Consider the following 14,721-nt stretch of genomic DNA (forward strand, 5'->3'; position numbering starts at 1 on the left):
CAACGACGAGGCCCACCGTGGATTCGATCGACCTGAAGATCCTCGCCCTGCTCCAGCAGGACGCCACCCTCTCGATCGCGGCGATCGGCGAGCGGGTCGGCCTGTCGCAGACCCCCTGCTGGAAGCGCATCCAGCGGCTGGAGGCCGACGGCGTCATCGACCGGCGCGTGGCGGTGCTCGACCCGGTGAAGCTCGGCCTCGGCCTGACCGTGTTCGTCTCCATCGAGACCGCGGACCATTCCAAGGACTGGCTGGAGCGCTTCGCCGACACCGTCTCGGCCATGCCCGAGGTGCTCGAGTTCTACCGCATGGCCGGGGACGTGGACTACATGCTGCGGGTGGTGGTGGCCGACATGCAGGCCTACGACACCTTCTACAAGCAGCTGATCGCCACGCTCCCTCTCAAGAACGTGACCTCCCGCTTCGCGATGGAGAAGGTCAAGTCCACCACCGCCCTGCCGCTGCCGGCCCCGCCGACGCAAGGCCGCCACCTCGCGGCGCTGACCCCGGCCCTGGCCGTGGTCGGAGAATAAATTTCTCTTTTGCGCTGCAGCGACAGGCAGCTCATTCTCCCGCGAGCCCGTTCTGTAAAACGGACAACCCCCGTTGACAGACGACGCGCGCAAGACGACATGGTCCCACGATGTCACGACACGCACTCCTTCCCCGCACGGCCCCCTTCGGCGACCAGGAACGGGCGAGCCTCGACGCGGTCCTCGGGGCCGCGACGCCGATCCAGCGCGCCTGGCTCGCGGGCTTCCTCGCGGGCCTCGACGCGGCGGGCGGCCAGCCGGCCGCCGTCCCGGCCGCGCCCCCGAAGGCGGCCGAGCCGCTGACCGTCATCTACGCCAGCGAATCGGGCAATTCGGAGAAGCTGGCCGGCGACGTCGCCAAGCTCGCCCGCAAGCAGGGCTTCAAGCCGAAGGTCGTGGACTTCGCCGACCTCGATCTCGCGAGCCTGCCGAAGGCCGGCAAGCTCGTCGCCATCGCGGCGACCTGGGGCGAGGGCGAGCCGCCGGCGCGCGCCGTGCGGGCCTACGGGGAGCTGATGGGCGATGGCGCGCCGCGCCTCGACGGGGTGGAGTTCGGGGTGCTGTCCCTCGGCGACACCTCCTACGCGGAGTTCTGCGCGATCGGCAAAGCCCTGGATGCGCGCTTCGAGGCGCTCGGCGCCCGGCGCGCGCACGAGCGGGCCGACCTCGACCTCGATTTCGAGAAGCCGGCGGCCGACTGGATCAAGGGCGCGCTGAAGGCGCTCGCCCCCGCGGCGCCGGCCGACAACGTCGTGGCGGTGGATTTCGCCCGCGGCGCCGCGGCCGAGGACGACGAGGCCGAGCCGAGCCGCGAGCCCGTCACCGTCGAGGTCGTCGAGCACGTCAACCTGAACTCCTCGCGCTCCGACAAGGAGACGATCCACCTGGCGCTCGCCTTCGAGGACGGGGCGCCGGCCTACGAGCCCGGCGACTCGCTGGAGATCTACCCCGAGAACGACCCGCAGCTCGTCGAGGAGATCCTGACGGCGGCGGGGCTCTCGGGCGACGAGGCCCTGCGCCGGGCGCTGCTCGCCGAGCGCGACATCACCACGCTCTCGGCCGCCACGATCGAGCGCTTCGCCAAGGCGACCGGCCACGCCGAGGCCCAGGCGCTCCTGGAGAGCGGCGAGGCCCGGGCCTGGATTGAGGGCCGCCACCTCATTGACCTGATCGAGACCTACCCGGCCAAGCTCACCGCCGAGCACCTCTCCACCATCACCCGGCCCCTGCCGCCGCGGGCCTACTCGATCGCCTCCTCCCGCAAGGAGGTGGGCGACGAGGTCCACCTCGCCATCGCGGCGGTGCGCTACGAGACCCACGGGCGCGCCCGCTCCGGCGTTGCCTCCGTGCACGTCGCCGACCGCATCCGGGACGGCGCCAAGCTGAAGGTGCGGCTGAAGCCGAACCGGCACTTCCGCCTGCCCGCGGACCCCGCCACCGACATCATCATGGTCGGGCCCGGCACCGGCGTCGCGCCCTTCCGCGCCTTCGTGCAGGAGCGCCGCGCCATCGAGGCGCCCGGCCGCTCGTGGCTGTTCTTCGGCGACCGCCACTTCACGCACGACTTCCTGTACCAGCTCGAATGGCAGGAGGCGCTGGAGGACCGCTCGCTGACGCGGATCGACGTAGCCTTCTCCCGCGACCAGCCCGAGAAGATCTACGTGCAGGACCGGATCGCGCAGCACGGTGCGGAACTGGTGGAGTGGCTGGAGAACGGCGCCCACTTCTACGTCTGCGGCGACGCCAAGAACATGGCGCGCGACGTGCGCGCCGCCCTGGTCCGCGCCTTCGAGGCGGCGAAGGGCCTGAGCGCCGCCGATGCCGAGGCCCGCGTCGCGGGCCTGGAGCGCAGCCACCGCTACCAGCAGGACGTTTACTGACGAACCGCAGCCGGCCCTCCCCCTTCGCGGGGGAGGCGGACGCGTTCAGGAACCGGATTCATCCCATGGACGACCACAGCCCCCGCGACGCCGACGCCCCGGCGCAAGGCTCCGCCCCGACGCAGGCGCCCGCCGCGCGCACCTACGAGACGCCGCCCACCGAGCGCCCGATCACGGAGGCCGAGGCGGCGCGCAGCGCCGGGCTCGCCCACAACGAGCACCTGAAGATCGCGAGCGGCTACCTGCGCGGCACCCTCGCGGACGGCCTCCTCCGGCACGCCACCGGCGCGATCTCGGAGGATGACGGCCAGCTCGTGAAGTTCCACGGCATGTACATGCAGGACGACCGCGACCTGCGGCCGGAGCGCACCAAGAAGAAGCTCGACAAGGCCTACAGCTTCATGATCCGCCTGCGCATCGCGGGCGGCGTGATCACCCCGAAGCAGTGGCTGATCCTCGACGACATCGCCACGACCTACGCGGGCAGCGCCCTGCGCGCGACCACGCGCCAGACCTTCCAGTACCACGGCGTCATCAAGTCGAACCTGAAGCGCACGATGGCGGCGATCGACTCCGCCCTCCTCGACACGATCGCGGCCTGCGGCGACGTGAACCGCAACGTGATGGCGTCGACGAACCCGGCCCAGGCCGGCGCCCACAAGGCCGCCTACGACCTCGGCAAGGCGATCTCCGACACCCTGCTTCCGAAGACCGGCGCCTGGCGCGAGATCTGGCTCGACGGCGAGCGCGTGGTGGGCGGCGAGGACGCGGCGGAGGTGGAGCCCGTCTACGGCCGCACCTACCTGCCGCGGAAGTTCAAGACCGTGATCGCGGTGCCGCCCTCGAACGAGGTCGACGTCTTCGCCCACGACCTCGGCTTCATCGCGATCCTCGACAAGAAGAACCGCGTGACGGGCTGGAACGTCACGGTCGGCGGCGGCATGGGCATGACCCACGGCGAGACCGACACCTTCCCGCGCACCGCCGACGTGATGGCGTTCTGCAAGCCGGAGGATGCCGTCAAGGTCGCCGAGGCGGTGATGACGGTGCAGCGCGACTGGGGCAACCGCAAGAACCGCAAGAACGCGCGCCTCAAGTACACGATCGAGCGCTACGGGCTCGCGGCCTTCCGGGCCGAGGTCGAGAAGCGCGTCGGCAAGCCGCTCGCCGACCCGAAGCCGTTCCGCTTCGCGGACAACGGCGACCGCTACGGCTGGGTCGCGGGCGAGGACGGGCGCCACCACCTCACCCTCTACGTGCCCTCGGGCCGCATCAAGGACATCGAGGACGGTCCCCAGTTCCTCTCCGGCCTGCGCCGGATCGCGGAGGTGCACGCGGGCGACTTCCGCCTCACCGGCAACCAGAACGTGATCATCGCCAACGTGCCGGAGGAGAAGCGGGCCGAGATCGACGCCCTCGTGGAGGAGTACGCGCTGACCAAGGGCGCGAGCGCGCTGCGCCGGAACAGCATGGCCTGCGTGGCGCTGCCGACCTGCGGCCTGGCGCTGGCCGAGAGCGAGCGCTACCTGCCCGACCTGCTGACGGAGCTGGAGGAGAGCCTGGCGAGCCACGGCCTGCAGGACGAGCCGATCACCATCCGCTCCACCGGCTGCCCGAACGGCTGCGCCCGGCCCTTCATCTCCGAGATCGGCCTCGTCGGCCGCGGCCCCGAGCGCTACCACCTCTACCTCGGCGCCGCCTTCGACGGCTCGCGCCTGAGCAAGCTCTACCGGGAGGACGTGGCGGCCGGCGAGATCCGGGCGACGCTGGACCCGCTCTTCGCGGCCTACGCGGAACGCCGGGAGCCGGGCGAGCACTTCGGCGACTTCCTGATCCGGGCCGGCTACGTCGCGCGGACCACGAACGGCCCGGACTTCCACGAGCACACGGGCGCCCTGACCCCGGCGGCCTGATCCGGCGCGCCTGCCGCGCGTTCAACCCGCGTCACAGACGGCCGACCGCCCGTGACGCGCCCGGAGCCCGCTCTCGACAGTTGCGCGAGCCCCCGCAGCCCCCCTTACGGCAAAGCTTGTCCGACCTGATGCCCGCCCTGCGTAACGAAAGCTGAACTGCCGCAGCAACCGCGCGCCCGTGGAGCCGTTGTAAGCTTCGATAAGCACACGGAGGGATCCATGGCCAAGCACGACATCCTCGGCTACTTCGAGCACCGCACGGACGGGGCCTGGATCTGCGTGAAGCCGTTCACGCTGACGACGAAGAGCTCCAGCATCGACATCCGCCAGGGCATGCGCTTCGACTACGGCAAGCGCGTCGGCGGCGTCGACCTCGCCGAGTACCTCGAGCAGCTCGGCTCTCAGTTCGGCTCCTGATCCTTCACATCCGGTAGGCGGTGCGGCAGGCGCCCCAGTGGCGCCCCTGCACGCGGATCGGCGCATCGACCTCGCGGACCACGATGAATCGGTCGCCCACCTGCCGGTGGTAGACCTGGATCGTCGCGGGCCGCGTCGCCCGTGCCGCGGTGATGCCGGTGCGGTCATCGAAGATCCGCAGGTTGCGGCAATGGGCGTTGTTCCAGACGAGATCGCCCGGCCGCTGGGGCTGTGACACCGCGAGATTGTGGACCGGCACGTAGCCGTTGCGGTCCGCGACGATGCAGAACAGCATCGCCGGATCGCGGACGAGCTCGGGCTCCAGCGTGCCGCGCAGCAGCGCCTCCAGGGCGTCCACCGACCGGGTCCGATACTGTGGCGGGTCGCTGCCGGGGATCGGCTGATAGGCGGTGTCGAACAGCAGCGCCGCGGCGAGGCGCCCGGATGCGACCTCGCCCTCCATCAGGCCGCCGATGCGGGCCGCGAGATCCTGGGCCTTGGCCACGAGGGGCGCGTAGGCGGTGCGGATCCCGGAAATCACGTCCGCGAGGTTGGCCAGGGCCGTCGTCCCGAGGCCCTCAAAGGCGCAGTGCAGCCCCAGGCCGCTGCGGCCCATCACCCGGAGCGTGACGCGGCCGATCGAGGCGATCTCGGCCACGAGGCCGGTGCCGGGCTCCGCGGCATCACCCTCGGGAGCGGCGAGCAGCACCCCGCCCTCGCTGATGTCGACGGTGCGGCAGCGCCGGCCGTCGGCGAGCGTCACCGCGAGGTCCGCCGGGTAGCGGTCGAAGCGGCGGCGGTCCCCGATCTCGCTCTGCCGGATCACCGCCACGAAGCGGCGCGCGAGGCCGTCCGCCTGCTCGGCGGCGTGGCCGGCGGCGCCCTCCATCGTCTCCGCCTGCCGGTCGAGATCGACCGTCGCGGCGCTCGCCGCGCCCGCCCCCATGCTGAGCGTCGCCACAAGGTCGGAGGTCCGGGCGGCCTCGCCGACCACCTCGGAGACCGTGGCGACCTGCCCGTCCGCGATGTCGCGCACCGTCCCGAAGGCGGGCCGGGCCGCATCCAGGGCACCCGCCACCGCCTCGATGGCGGCGCCCGAGGCGGTGGCCCCCTCGCGCAGGCGCGCGATGCGGGTGCGGACGTCCTCGGCGGCGCGCGCCGTCTCCACCGAGAGGGCCTTGACCTCGGCGGCCACCACCGCGAAGCCGCGCCCCGCCTCGCCGGCGCGGGCCGCCTCGATCGTGGCGTTGAGCGCCAAGAGATTGGTCTGGCGCGCCACGGCCGAGATCGTATCCACGATGCCGGCGATCTCGTCGCCCGCCCTGGCGAGGATCCCGATGAGGGCCCGGGCCTCGGCGCCGCGGTCGCCCGCCCGGTCGAGATGGCTGCCGGCCTCGGTCATCGCCGCAGTGATGCGGCGCGACCCCGTCGAGAGGCCGCCCGTGCGCTCCGCGAGCCCGGCGGTCGCGGCGGCCGCCGATTCGGCCGCCACGGTGAGATCGGTCATCTGGGCCCGGATCGCGGCGAGCCCGGCCTGCATGTCGACCACCTCGCTCCGGGCGCGCCCGATGGAGGCGCCGACGCCCGTGATCGCGGCGAGGACGTCGGCCTCGATGACTTCGAGCACTTCACCGCCCGCGTTCGCGGGAACGGCGGGTTGCGGCTCCGCCGCCGGCACAGGGCCGGCGGCGGCCACGGCCTCGACGGCGGCCGGGCGGGATACTCTGGCAAGGAGAGATTTCATAAGTCGAGACTGTCCCAAATCTCGCCTAACGCACCGTAAATGGCCTCCACCGCAGGGTTTGGAACCGGTATCCGCTTGGCTCTGGAGGCTAAGCGCCGCCCCACTGCATCGTCAGCCCACCGTCCACAACCCAGGTCTGCCCGGTGACGTAGTCGGCATCGTCCGAGGCCAGGAACAGGACGACCTTGGCGATCTCGTCCGGCTGCCCGGCGCGGTGCCACGGAATCTTCTCCAGCGACGCCTCGATCTTCTCCGGCTTCTCGAACCGCGCCTGGGTCATCGGCGTCTGGATGAGGCCGGGGGCGACGTTGTTGACGTTGATCTTGTCCTCGGCGAGCTCGCGGGCGAGGCTGCGGGTGAGCGAGCCGACGCCGGCCTTCGACATGCCGTAGGGCGCGCTCTCGGGCGTCGGCAGGTGCTGGGCGACCGACGAGACGGTCACGATCCGCCCCCGGCCGCCCTGCGTGCGCCGGACCTTGATGAAGGCGCGGCAGCAGAAGAGCGGCCCCATCAGGTTCACGCGCAGGATGCGCTCCAGCATCGCCTCGTCCATCTCGGCCACCTCCACGCCGCTCATGGCCTGGCCGGCGTTGTTGACGAGGATGTCGAGGGTGCCGAGGTCCCGCGCCACGCGGTCGAACAGGGCGGTGACGGAGGCGGGATCGCCCACGTCGGCCTGCACGACCAGCGCCCGCCGCCCGGCGGCCTCGACCCGCCGCGCGGTCTCGGCGGCGCCCTCCGCATCGGTGTGGTAGGTGATCGCGACGTCCGCGCCGGCCTGCGCGAAGAGCTCGGCCGTCGCCTGGCCGATGCCGGAATCGGCGCCGGTGATCAGGGCCTTCCTGTCCTGGAGCTTCATGGGTGATCCGTCTGCCTCGAGGTGGCGCGCGGCCTCGTGCGCGCGGTTCGCTCGGCCAATGGCGCGCCGGCGCCCGGAGTTCCGCGCTCCGTTGCGACGCCGCGCCACCCCCGGGGCTCCGGCCCGACAACCGTTTGAGGGTCCAGTGCGTTTTGACGGTCATGGACGGCCATGACGCCGCGGCATAGGCTTTCGGGATGACAAGTCTGCTCGATCAGGACCCTGCCCTCGCGGAGGAGAGCGCGCCCACCACGCGTTGCCGGATCCTGGCCACGGCCGAGCGCTTCTTCCGGGAGATCGGCTACCAGAAGACCACGGTGGCCGACATCGCCAAGACGCTGCGGATGAGCCCCGCCAACGTGTACCGCTTCTTCGAGTCGAAGAAGGCGATCAACGAGGCCGTGGTCGAGCGGGTGACGCGGGAGGTCGAGGCCCTCATCGCGGCGATCGCGGAGGCGCCCGGGCTCGCGGCCCCCGAGCGCATCGCCGCGATCATGCGGGCCCTGCACGTCGACTGCCTGGAGCGCTGCACCGAGAACCCCCGGATCCACGAGATGGTCGAGGCGGCCATGACGGAGAGCTGGGATGTCTGCCGGCACCACGTCGCCCGCATCGGCGCGGTGCTCGCCCGCGTGATCGCGGACGGTGCGGCGCGGGGGGACTTCGAGACCGACGATCCGGCCGTGACCGCCCTGTGCGTCCAGGCCGCGCTCGTGCGCTACAGCCACCCCGTCATGGTGAGCCAGTACGCCAACGTCCCGGCGCCCCCCCTCGACGCGATGATCGACTTCGTGCTGCGGGGGCTCGGGGCGCGGTCGGGCCCCGCCCGGCCTCACTCCGAGGCCGGGTTGGGCGCCTGCGGCGGGGCGGTCTCGCCGGGCTGAGCCCCCTCGTAGCCCTCGATGACCAGGATATCGGCCTCGGCACCGCCCTTCTGGCGGGCGCGGGCGGCCTGGTAGATCTCGGAGTTCCAGCAGGCAAGCGCGTCCGCGTAGCTCGGGAACTCGACCACGACGTTGCGGGCCCGCGCCGTTCCGGCGACGGCCTCGAAGGCCCCGCCCCGCACCAGGAAGCGGCCGCCGAACTGGGCGAAGGCGGCGCCGTTCGCCGCCGCGTAGTCCCGGTAGGCCTCCGCGTCGCGCACGTCGACCCGGACGATCCAGTAGCCTCGCGCCATCCTTGTTCTCCTCAGATCACGCCATCTCGGCGACGATCGCCTGCGCGGCGGCGCGGGGATCCGCGGCCCCCGTGATCGGGCGCCCGACGACGATGTGGTCGATGCCCGCGATGCGGGCCTCCCGCGGGGTCATCACCCGCTTCTGGTCGCCCGTCTCCGAGCCGGCCGGCCGGATGCCCGGGGTGACGATCGACAGGGACGGCCCGACGACGCCGCGCACGGCCTCCGCCTCGATGGCGCTGCAGACGATGCCGTCGATGCCGGCCTCGCGCGCCTGCGCGGCGCGGTGCGCCACGAGGTCCCGGACCGGGAGGGCATACCCGGCCTCCCGCGCGTCGCCGTCGTCGTAGGAGGTCAGCACGGTGACGGCGAGGATCCGCATGGGGCCCGCGCCCCGCGCCTGCACGGCCGCCCGCATGGTCTGCGGGTAGGCATGGACCGTCAGGAAGGTGGCGCCGAGGTCCGCGAGCGACCGGACGCCCTCCTCGACGGTGTTGCCGATGTCGTGGAGCTTGAGGTCGAGGAAGACCCGGAGGCCCGCCCGCGCCAGCTCCGGCACCAGGGCGAGGCCGCCCGCGTAGGCGAGGCGGTACCCGATCTTGTAGAAGGTCGCCGCATCCCCGATTCGGCCCACGAGGTCCCGGGCCGCCGCGACGTCCGCCAGGTCGAGGGCGACGATCAGGCGGTCTCGGGGGTCCTGGGGTTCGGTCATCGCTGGCTCCGGTGGTGCGCGGCACGGACCATGCCGGCCCGGCGCCTGTCAACGGCTCGGGCGCCGCTCAGTGGATGCGGTCCGGACCGGGATCGCCGGCGCTGCGCGCAAGGCTCCGCCCGACCTCGAACAGGACGCCGTCGAGGAGGCCGGCGAGCGCCGCCTCCCCGGCCTCGACCGCGAGCGCGTGGGCCATCAGGACGTGGTCCGCCACGAGGTCGACCGCCGCGTAGGGCCGGGCCGTGGCGCGGTTCGGCGCCGGCACGGGGCGCCCGATGGTGCCGTAGGCGGTGAGCGCCTCGGTGCGGCTCGGGGCGATCTCGCTGATCGAGCCGAGGTAGCCGATATAGGTGCTGTCGGGCGGCCCGAAGGAGGGCACGGCGCCGCCCATCACCCAGAGCCAGGGCCCGTCGACGTTGCGGAGCCGGTAACGCAGGGAGAACTGGGCCTGCCGGTCCACCGCTTCGCGGAAGATCGCCCAGATGGCCGCCTGGTCGTCGGGGTGGACCGCCGCGAGCCAGCCGTCGCCGCTCGCCTCCGCGGGCGTCTGCCCGGTGAGGCGGTACCATTCGGGGCTGATGTAGGTCAGCGAGCCCTGCGCGTCGGTGGTCCAGATCATCGGGCGGCGGAGACCCTGGCGGCGGCTTCCGCACGCCATGCGTGCAGTCCGCTCGAACAGCAACCGACACGCGATTCCGCCGTTCCGCGAGGAACGCGAATTGGTTACCGGCGCCCGAGCGCGAGGTACTGCGCCCCGAGGGGGATCCGCGCGAGCGCGGCCTCGCAGCGGCGCGCCGCGGGGTGCAGCGTGGGGAGCAGCAGGAAGCTGCGCACCGCGACCCGCCCGAGCCCCGCGCCGCGCAAGAGGTCCCGCGTGCGCCCGGGCCCGAGCAGCACCGCGTCCCGGTCGAAGGCGCAGCGGCGCACGGCGAGGCGGGTCAGCGGGTTGTAGGGGTTGTGCTCGATCACCGCGACGAGGCCGCCCGGGCGCACCACCCGCGCCATCTCGGCCGCGAAGGCCGGCCAGTCGGCGGGCGGGACGTGGTGCATCACGCAGGAGGTCAGCGCGAGATCGAAGCTGCCGTCCGCGTAGGGCAGCGCGCGTCCATCGTAGGTCCGGTAGCTGGACAGACCGTTGGACGCCGCCGCCCGCGCGATGGACTCCTGCGAGACATCGACGCCCGCGAGGTGGCGAAACAGCCCCGCCAGGTGCGGGTGCAGGGCGCCCACGCCGCAGCCGACATCGAGGCAGGATTCGAAGCGCCCGCCCTCCCGGGCGATCACGTCGGCGAGGAGCAAGGCCTTGGCGCGCAGGTAGAAATCGTGCGGCAGGCCGGCGAAGTCGATGGAAGCCTGGACCGCCGCCCCGTAGGCGTCGGCATAGGCGTCGAAGGGCGCGCTCATGCGGCCCTCGCGGCGGGCCGCGCAGCCGCCCCATCCGGGAATCCCACCCGGGATTCAACGACGTAGAGCGGCCTCCGCTTCACCTCGGCGTGGATACGGCCGACGTAGAGGCCCACCATCCCCGTCATCATCATGTGCATGCCGGAGAGGAACGACAGCACGATCACCGTGGAGGCCCAGCCCTCGACGAGGCGGCTGCCCGCCATCCAGGCGACCCCGACGTAGCACGCGTAGAGGAAGGCGAGGCCGGAGACGCAGAGGCCGCCCCAGACGGCCGCCCGCAGCGGCAGGTCGGAGAAGCCGATGATGCCGTCGGTGGCGAGCCGCAGCATCCGGGCGAGCGGATACTTGGTGACCCCCGCGCCGCGGGCGGCCCGATCGTACTCCACGGTGGCGTGGCGGAAACCGAGCCACGCGAACATGCCGCGCACGAAGCGATCCCGCTCGGGCATGGCCCGGAACGCGTCCGCCACCGCCCGGTCGATCAGCCGGAAATCGCCGACGTCCTCGGGGATGCGGATGCGCGAGACCCGGTTCAGCAGGCGGTAGAACAGGCTCGCGCTGCCGAGCTTCCAGCGGCCCTCGCCGGCCCGCTGCCGGCGCTTCGCATCGACGACCTGATAGCCGTCGCGCCAGCGGGCGATCATCTCGAGGACGAGCTCGGGCGGGTCCTGCAGGTCGGCGTCCATCACGATCACCGCGTCGCCCGCGGCGGCGTCGATCCCGGCGGTGATCGCGGTCTGGTGGCCGAAGTTGCGCGAGAGGCCGATGAAGCGGAAGCGCGGATCGGAAAAGGCCTTCGCCCGCAGCACGATCGGCCCGGTATCGCGGCTGCCGTCGTCCACGAAGATCACCTCCGCGGGCCCGTCGAGGCGGGCGAGAAGCCCCTCGATCCGGTGCAGCAGGAGGGGGATCACCGCCTCCTCGTCGTAGACCGGAATGACGATGCTGTAGCGCACGGGAGGGCTCGGGATCCGGACGGCACGGGTGCCGGGCGGCGCGAAGCTTCCACCGCGCGTGCTTAAGCGGCGGTAAACCGGGCCTCCGGTGGCGCCATCACGCGGGCGACCTCCGCCTTCAGCACGGGCAGCGTCTCGGCCTCGAACCAGGGATTGCGCTTCAGCCAGCCGTTGTTGCGCCAGGACGGATGCGGCAGCGGGAGGATGCGCGGGCGCCGGGGGGCCGCGAGGATGCCGCGCCAGTTCCGGACCGTCTCGGTAAGGCCGCCCTCCATCCGGCCGAGGTGCCAGGCCTGCGCGTATTGCCCGATCACCAGGATGAGTTCGAGGTCGGGCAGACCCCCGAACAGCTCGGTGCGCCAGCGGTCGGCGCATTCCCGGCGGGGCGGCTTGTCGCCGCCCTTCGCGTCGAGGCCCGGGAAGCACGCCCCCATCGGGACGATGGCGACGCGGGCGGCATCGTAGAAGGCGGGCTCGTCGAGGCCGAGCCAGGCCCGCAGGCGCACGCCCGATGGGTCCATGAAGGGGCGTCCGGAGCGGTGCGCCCGGGTGCCGGGGGCCTGGCTCGCGATGCAGAGACGGGCGGTGGCGCTGCCCTGGACGATGGGGCGCGGCTCCTGCGGCAACGGCCCGCCGTAGAGGGGGGCGTCGCGACAGAGGCGGCAGGCGCGTAGGAGGGCGGCGGTTTCGTCGAAGCTCGGGGCGGACATGCCCGGAGGAGATGGGGAGGCCGGTCCCGAAACGAAAGAACGGCGCGGCTTCTGGGAAGCCGCGCCGTCGGAGTGGGGTCTCGTTGGGAGGTGCCCGCAGGTTGCGCCGACGCTGAGCCGGCGTCCGTGCGCTGGCGCACGCGGGAGGCCCCGTGGGGAGCGCCCCTACACCCCCTTCAGGCCGGCGAGATCGAGGGGCAGGGATCTCAGGCGCTGGCCGGTCGCCGCGAAGATCGCGTTGGAGATGGCGGGCGCCAGCACCGGCACGCCCGGCTCGCCGATGCCGGTCGGCGCCGCCTCGCTCGGCATGATGTGCACCTCGACCACGGGCATCTCGCTCATGCGGGTGGGCTCGTAGCTGTCGAAGTTGCGCTCCTGGACCACGCCGTCCTTCAGCGTGATGCGATTGCGCAGCACCGAGGAGAGCGCGAAGCCGACCGCGCCCTCGACCTGGGCGTGGATCACGTCCGGCGTCACCGCGATGCCGACGTCCACCGCCGCCACGATGCGGTTCACCTTGACCTTGCCGCCGTCGACCGACACGTCGGCCATCATCGCCACGTAGGAGCCGAAGCTCTCGTGGGCGGCGACGCCGAGGGCGCGGCCTTTCCGGTCCGCCGCCGCGCCCTGCTGCGCCGACCAGCCGGCCTTCTCGGCGGCGAGCCTCAGCACGCCGGAGAGGCGGGGTGCGCGGGTGAGGAGCGAGAGCCGGTAGGCGACCGGGTCGGCGCCCGCCGCGTGGGCGAGCTCGTCGATGAACACCTCCATGGCGTGCGCGGTGTGGGTGTGGCCGACGGAGCGCCACCACAGCACCGGCACGCCCTCGCGGGCGTTGTGGACCTCGAAGCGGTAGGCCGGCAGGGCGTAGGGCGTGTCCGAGGCGCCCTCGACGGTGGTGCCGTCGATGCCGTTCTTCACGATCATCGCCTCGAAGGGCGAGCCGATCATGATCGACTTGCCGACCACGACGTGCTGCCAGCCGGCGATGCCGCCCTTCGCGTCGAGGCCGGCGCGGAGCTTGTGGTAGACGGTGGGCCGGTAGTAGCCGCCCGCCATGTCGTCCTCGCGGGTCCAGACGAGGTGGACCGGTGCCTTGCCGCCCGTGGCCTTCACGATGGCGGCGGCCTCGGCGAAGTAGTCGGCACCCGGCGTCGCGCGGCGCCCGAAGGAGCCGCCGGCCCATTGCGTGTGCAGCCGGACCTTGTCGGTGGTGACCCCCAGGGTGGCGGCGACCACCGCCTGCTCGATGGTCTGCAGCTGGCAGCCGGCGAAGACGTCGTAGGTGCCGTCCGCCGCCCGCTCGATGGTGGCGTTGAGGGGCTCCATGGCGGCGTGCGCCAGGTAGGGGAAGTTGAACTCGGCCTCCAGAACCTTGGCGGCCCCCTGGATGGCGGCAGCCGGATCGCCCCGCTCGGAGGCGACGAGGCCGGGCCGCTTCGCGGTCTCGCGATACTCCGCCAGGATGACGTCCGAGGAGCGGGTCTCGGCCGCGCCCTCGTCCCAGGTCACCTGCAGGGCGTCGCGTCCCCTCATGGCCGTCCAGGTGTCGCGGGCGATGACCGCGACGCCGGTCGGGATCGTCACCACGTCGAGGACGCCCGCCACCTTGCGGGCGGCCGCGTCGTCGACGCGGGCCGGAACGCCGCCGAAGCGCGGCGGATGGGCGACGACCGCCGTCACCTGGCCCGGACGGCGGATATCGAGGGAATAGATCGCGCTGCCGTTGGTCTTGGCCACCGAATCGACACGGGGCACCCGGCTCCCGATGATGCGCCACTCGGACGGGTCCTTGAGGCGGGGGTTCTCCGGGACAGTCTGCGTCGCCGCCGCGGCCGCGAGCTCCCCGAACCGGGCCTGCCGGTTCGAGCCGGCATGGCGCACGACGCCCTTCTCCACGGTGATCTCGCCGGCCGGGGCGCTCCACTGGGCGGCGGCGGCGGAGACCAGCATGGCGCGGGCGGCCGCGCCGGCCTTCCGGAGCTGGAACCAGGAATTGGCGATCGCGGTCGAGCCGCCCGTGCCCTGGACGGGCCCCATCAGGAGGTTGTTGTAGAGCGCGGCGTCGGCCGGCGCGAATGCGGTGCGCACCTGCGCCCAGTCCGCGTCGAGCTCGTCGGCGAGGATCGCGGCGAGGCCCGTGGTGTTGCCCTGGCCCATGTCGAGGTGCTTGATCACCACCGTGACGGTGTCGTCGGCGGCGATGCGCACGAAGGCGTTCGGGAGCGCCTTGACCTGCGAGAGGTCCGGCCCCCCGGCCGCCCGGGCCCCGCGCAGGTCGAGGCGGAAGCCCAGGACGAGGGCGCCGGCCGCCGTGGCGGCGCCGGCGAGGAAGCGGCGGCGGGATGGCTGCGGGGCGACGTCCTGCGCCGGGCCCGCGTCGTTCGACCGACCGTGTGTCAGCATGATCGTGCTC

At 72.6% G+C, this 14,721-nt stretch carries 14 protein-coding genes; 5 read left to right on the plus strand and 9 right to left on the minus strand.

Annotated features, from left to right (window positions below):
- The first annotated feature begins 17 nt into the window (after positions 1-17).
- The 4 genes from ACLBXP_RS22765 to ACLBXP_RS22780 all read left to right on the plus strand — a co-directional run bounded on the left by ACLBXP_RS22765 (position 18) and on the right by ACLBXP_RS22780 (position 4,743).
- Positions 18-533 carry an Lrp/AsnC family transcriptional regulator gene (locus ACLBXP_RS22765; protein WP_447670111.1) on the plus strand — a complete coding sequence of 172 codons (516 nt, stop codon included), beginning with the start codon at positions 18-20 and terminating at the stop codon, positions 531-533.
- 110 nt (positions 534-643) lie between these two features.
- Positions 644-2,413, plus strand: a complete 1,770-nt coding sequence (locus ACLBXP_RS22770) for a diflavin oxidoreductase (protein ID WP_447670112.1) — start codon at positions 644-646, stop codon at positions 2,411-2,413.
- 65 nt (positions 2,414-2,478) lie between these two features.
- Entirely contained in the window at positions 2,479-4,326 is a 1,848-nt protein-coding gene (locus tag ACLBXP_RS22775) for an NADPH-dependent assimilatory sulfite reductase hemoprotein subunit (protein WP_447670113.1), read from the plus strand.
- 219 nt (positions 4,327-4,545) lie between these two features.
- Entirely contained in the window at positions 4,546-4,743 is a 198-nt protein-coding gene (locus ACLBXP_RS22780) for a hypothetical protein (RefSeq protein ID WP_447670114.1), read from the plus strand.
- Positions 4,744-4,747: 4 nt separating this feature from the next.
- On the opposite strand, the gene ACLBXP_RS22785 is transcribed toward ACLBXP_RS22780, so the two are convergent.
- Both ACLBXP_RS22785 and ACLBXP_RS22790 read right to left on the minus strand, forming a co-directional pair.
- Entirely contained in the window at positions 4,748-6,370 is a 1,623-nt protein-coding gene (locus ACLBXP_RS22785; protein WP_447670115.1) for a methyl-accepting chemotaxis protein, read from the minus strand.
- A gap of 205 nt (positions 6,371-6,575) precedes the next feature.
- Positions 6,576-7,346 (minus strand): SDR family NAD(P)-dependent oxidoreductase, encoded by a 771-nt coding sequence (locus tag ACLBXP_RS22790; protein WP_447670116.1) that lies wholly within the window; start codon positions 7,344-7,346, stop codon positions 6,576-6,578.
- Positions 7,347-7,543: 197 nt separating this feature from the next.
- Between ACLBXP_RS22790 and ACLBXP_RS22795 the strand changes: the two genes are divergently transcribed.
- Complete coding sequence (locus tag ACLBXP_RS22795; RefSeq protein ID WP_447670117.1) at positions 7,544-8,230, plus strand: TetR/AcrR family transcriptional regulator; 687 nt, start codon at positions 7,544-7,546, stop codon at positions 8,228-8,230.
- On the opposite strand, the gene ACLBXP_RS22800 is transcribed toward ACLBXP_RS22795, so the two are convergent.
- From ACLBXP_RS22800 to ACLBXP_RS22830, 7 genes are all read right to left on the minus strand, one after another.
- Complete coding sequence (locus ACLBXP_RS22800) at positions 8,179-8,523, minus strand: DUF1330 domain-containing protein (RefSeq protein WP_447670118.1); 345 nt, start codon at positions 8,521-8,523, stop codon at positions 8,179-8,181. The genes ACLBXP_RS22795 and ACLBXP_RS22800 overlap by 52 nt on opposite strands.
- Before the next feature lie 16 nt (positions 8,524-8,539).
- The gene (pyrF, locus tag ACLBXP_RS22805) at positions 8,540-9,235 is read right to left on the minus strand and encodes an orotidine-5'-phosphate decarboxylase (protein WP_447670119.1); all 696 of its coding nucleotides are present in this window, start codon (positions 9,233-9,235) and stop codon (positions 8,540-8,542) included.
- A gap of 67 nt (positions 9,236-9,302) precedes the next feature.
- Positions 9,303-9,854 (minus strand): PAS domain-containing protein, encoded by a 552-nt coding sequence (locus ACLBXP_RS22810; protein WP_447670120.1) that lies wholly within the window; start codon positions 9,852-9,854, stop codon positions 9,303-9,305.
- A gap of 104 nt (positions 9,855-9,958) precedes the next feature.
- Entirely contained in the window at positions 9,959-10,639 is a 681-nt protein-coding gene (locus ACLBXP_RS22815) for a class I SAM-dependent methyltransferase (RefSeq protein ID WP_447670121.1), read from the minus strand.
- Positions 10,636-11,598, minus strand: coding sequence for a glycosyltransferase family 2 protein (locus ACLBXP_RS22820; RefSeq protein WP_447670122.1), 963 nt, complete (start codon positions 11,596-11,598; stop codon positions 10,636-10,638). Before ACLBXP_RS22820 ends, ACLBXP_RS22815 begins: the two co-directional genes overlap by 4 nt.
- 62 nt (positions 11,599-11,660) lie before the next feature.
- Positions 11,661-12,308 (minus strand): uracil-DNA glycosylase family protein, encoded by a 648-nt coding sequence (locus tag ACLBXP_RS22825; RefSeq protein ID WP_447670123.1) that lies wholly within the window; start codon positions 12,306-12,308, stop codon positions 11,661-11,663.
- A 165-nt stretch (positions 12,309-12,473) separates the two neighbouring features.
- The gene (locus ACLBXP_RS22830; protein WP_447670124.1) at positions 12,474-14,711 is read right to left on the minus strand and encodes a molybdopterin cofactor-binding domain-containing protein; all 2,238 of its coding nucleotides are present in this window, start codon (positions 14,709-14,711) and stop codon (positions 12,474-12,476) included.
- Between the last annotated feature and the right edge of the window lie 10 nt (positions 14,712-14,721).

It is taken from the genome of Methylobacterium sp. A54F, assembly GCF_053346035.1.

Bases quoted from the DNA above. Each gene is read 5' to 3' on its own strand.
- ACLBXP_RS22770 (WP_447670112.1), top strand. From the start codon at position 644: ATGTCACGACACGCACTCCTTCCCCGCACGGCCCCCTTCGGCGACCAG.
- ACLBXP_RS22775 (WP_447670113.1), top strand. From the start codon at position 2,479: ATGGACGACCACAGCCCCCGCGACGCCGACGCCCCGGCGCAAGGCTCC.
- ACLBXP_RS22780 (WP_447670114.1), top strand. From the start codon at position 4,546: ATGGCCAAGCACGACATCCTCGGCTACTTCGAGCACCGCACGGACGGG.
- ACLBXP_RS22790 (WP_447670116.1), bottom strand. From the start codon at position 7,346: ATGAAGCTCCAGGACAGGAAGGCCCTGATCACCGGCGCCGATTCCGGC.
- ACLBXP_RS22795 (WP_447670117.1), top strand. From the start codon at position 7,544: ATGACAAGTCTGCTCGATCAGGACCCTGCCCTCGCGGAGGAGAGCGCG.
- ACLBXP_RS22800 (WP_447670118.1), bottom strand. From the start codon at position 8,523: ATGGCGCGAGGCTACTGGATCGTCCGGGTCGACGTGCGCGACGCGGAG.
- pyrF (WP_447670119.1), bottom strand. From the start codon at position 9,235: ATGACCGAACCCCAGGACCCCCGAGACCGCCTGATCGTCGCCCTCGAC.
- ACLBXP_RS22810 (WP_447670120.1), bottom strand. From the start codon at position 9,854: ATGATCTGGACCACCGACGCGCAGGGCTCGCTGACCTACATCAGCCCC.
- ACLBXP_RS22815 (WP_447670121.1), bottom strand. From the start codon at position 10,639: ATGAGCGCGCCCTTCGACGCCTATGCCGACGCCTACGGGGCGGCGGTC.
- ACLBXP_RS22825 (WP_447670123.1), bottom strand. From the start codon at position 12,308: ATGTCCGCCCCGAGCTTCGACGAAACCGCCGCCCTCCTACGCGCCTGC.
- ACLBXP_RS22830 (WP_447670124.1), bottom strand. From the start codon at position 14,711: ATGCTGACACACGGTCGGTCGAACGACGCGGGCCCGGCGCAGGACGTC.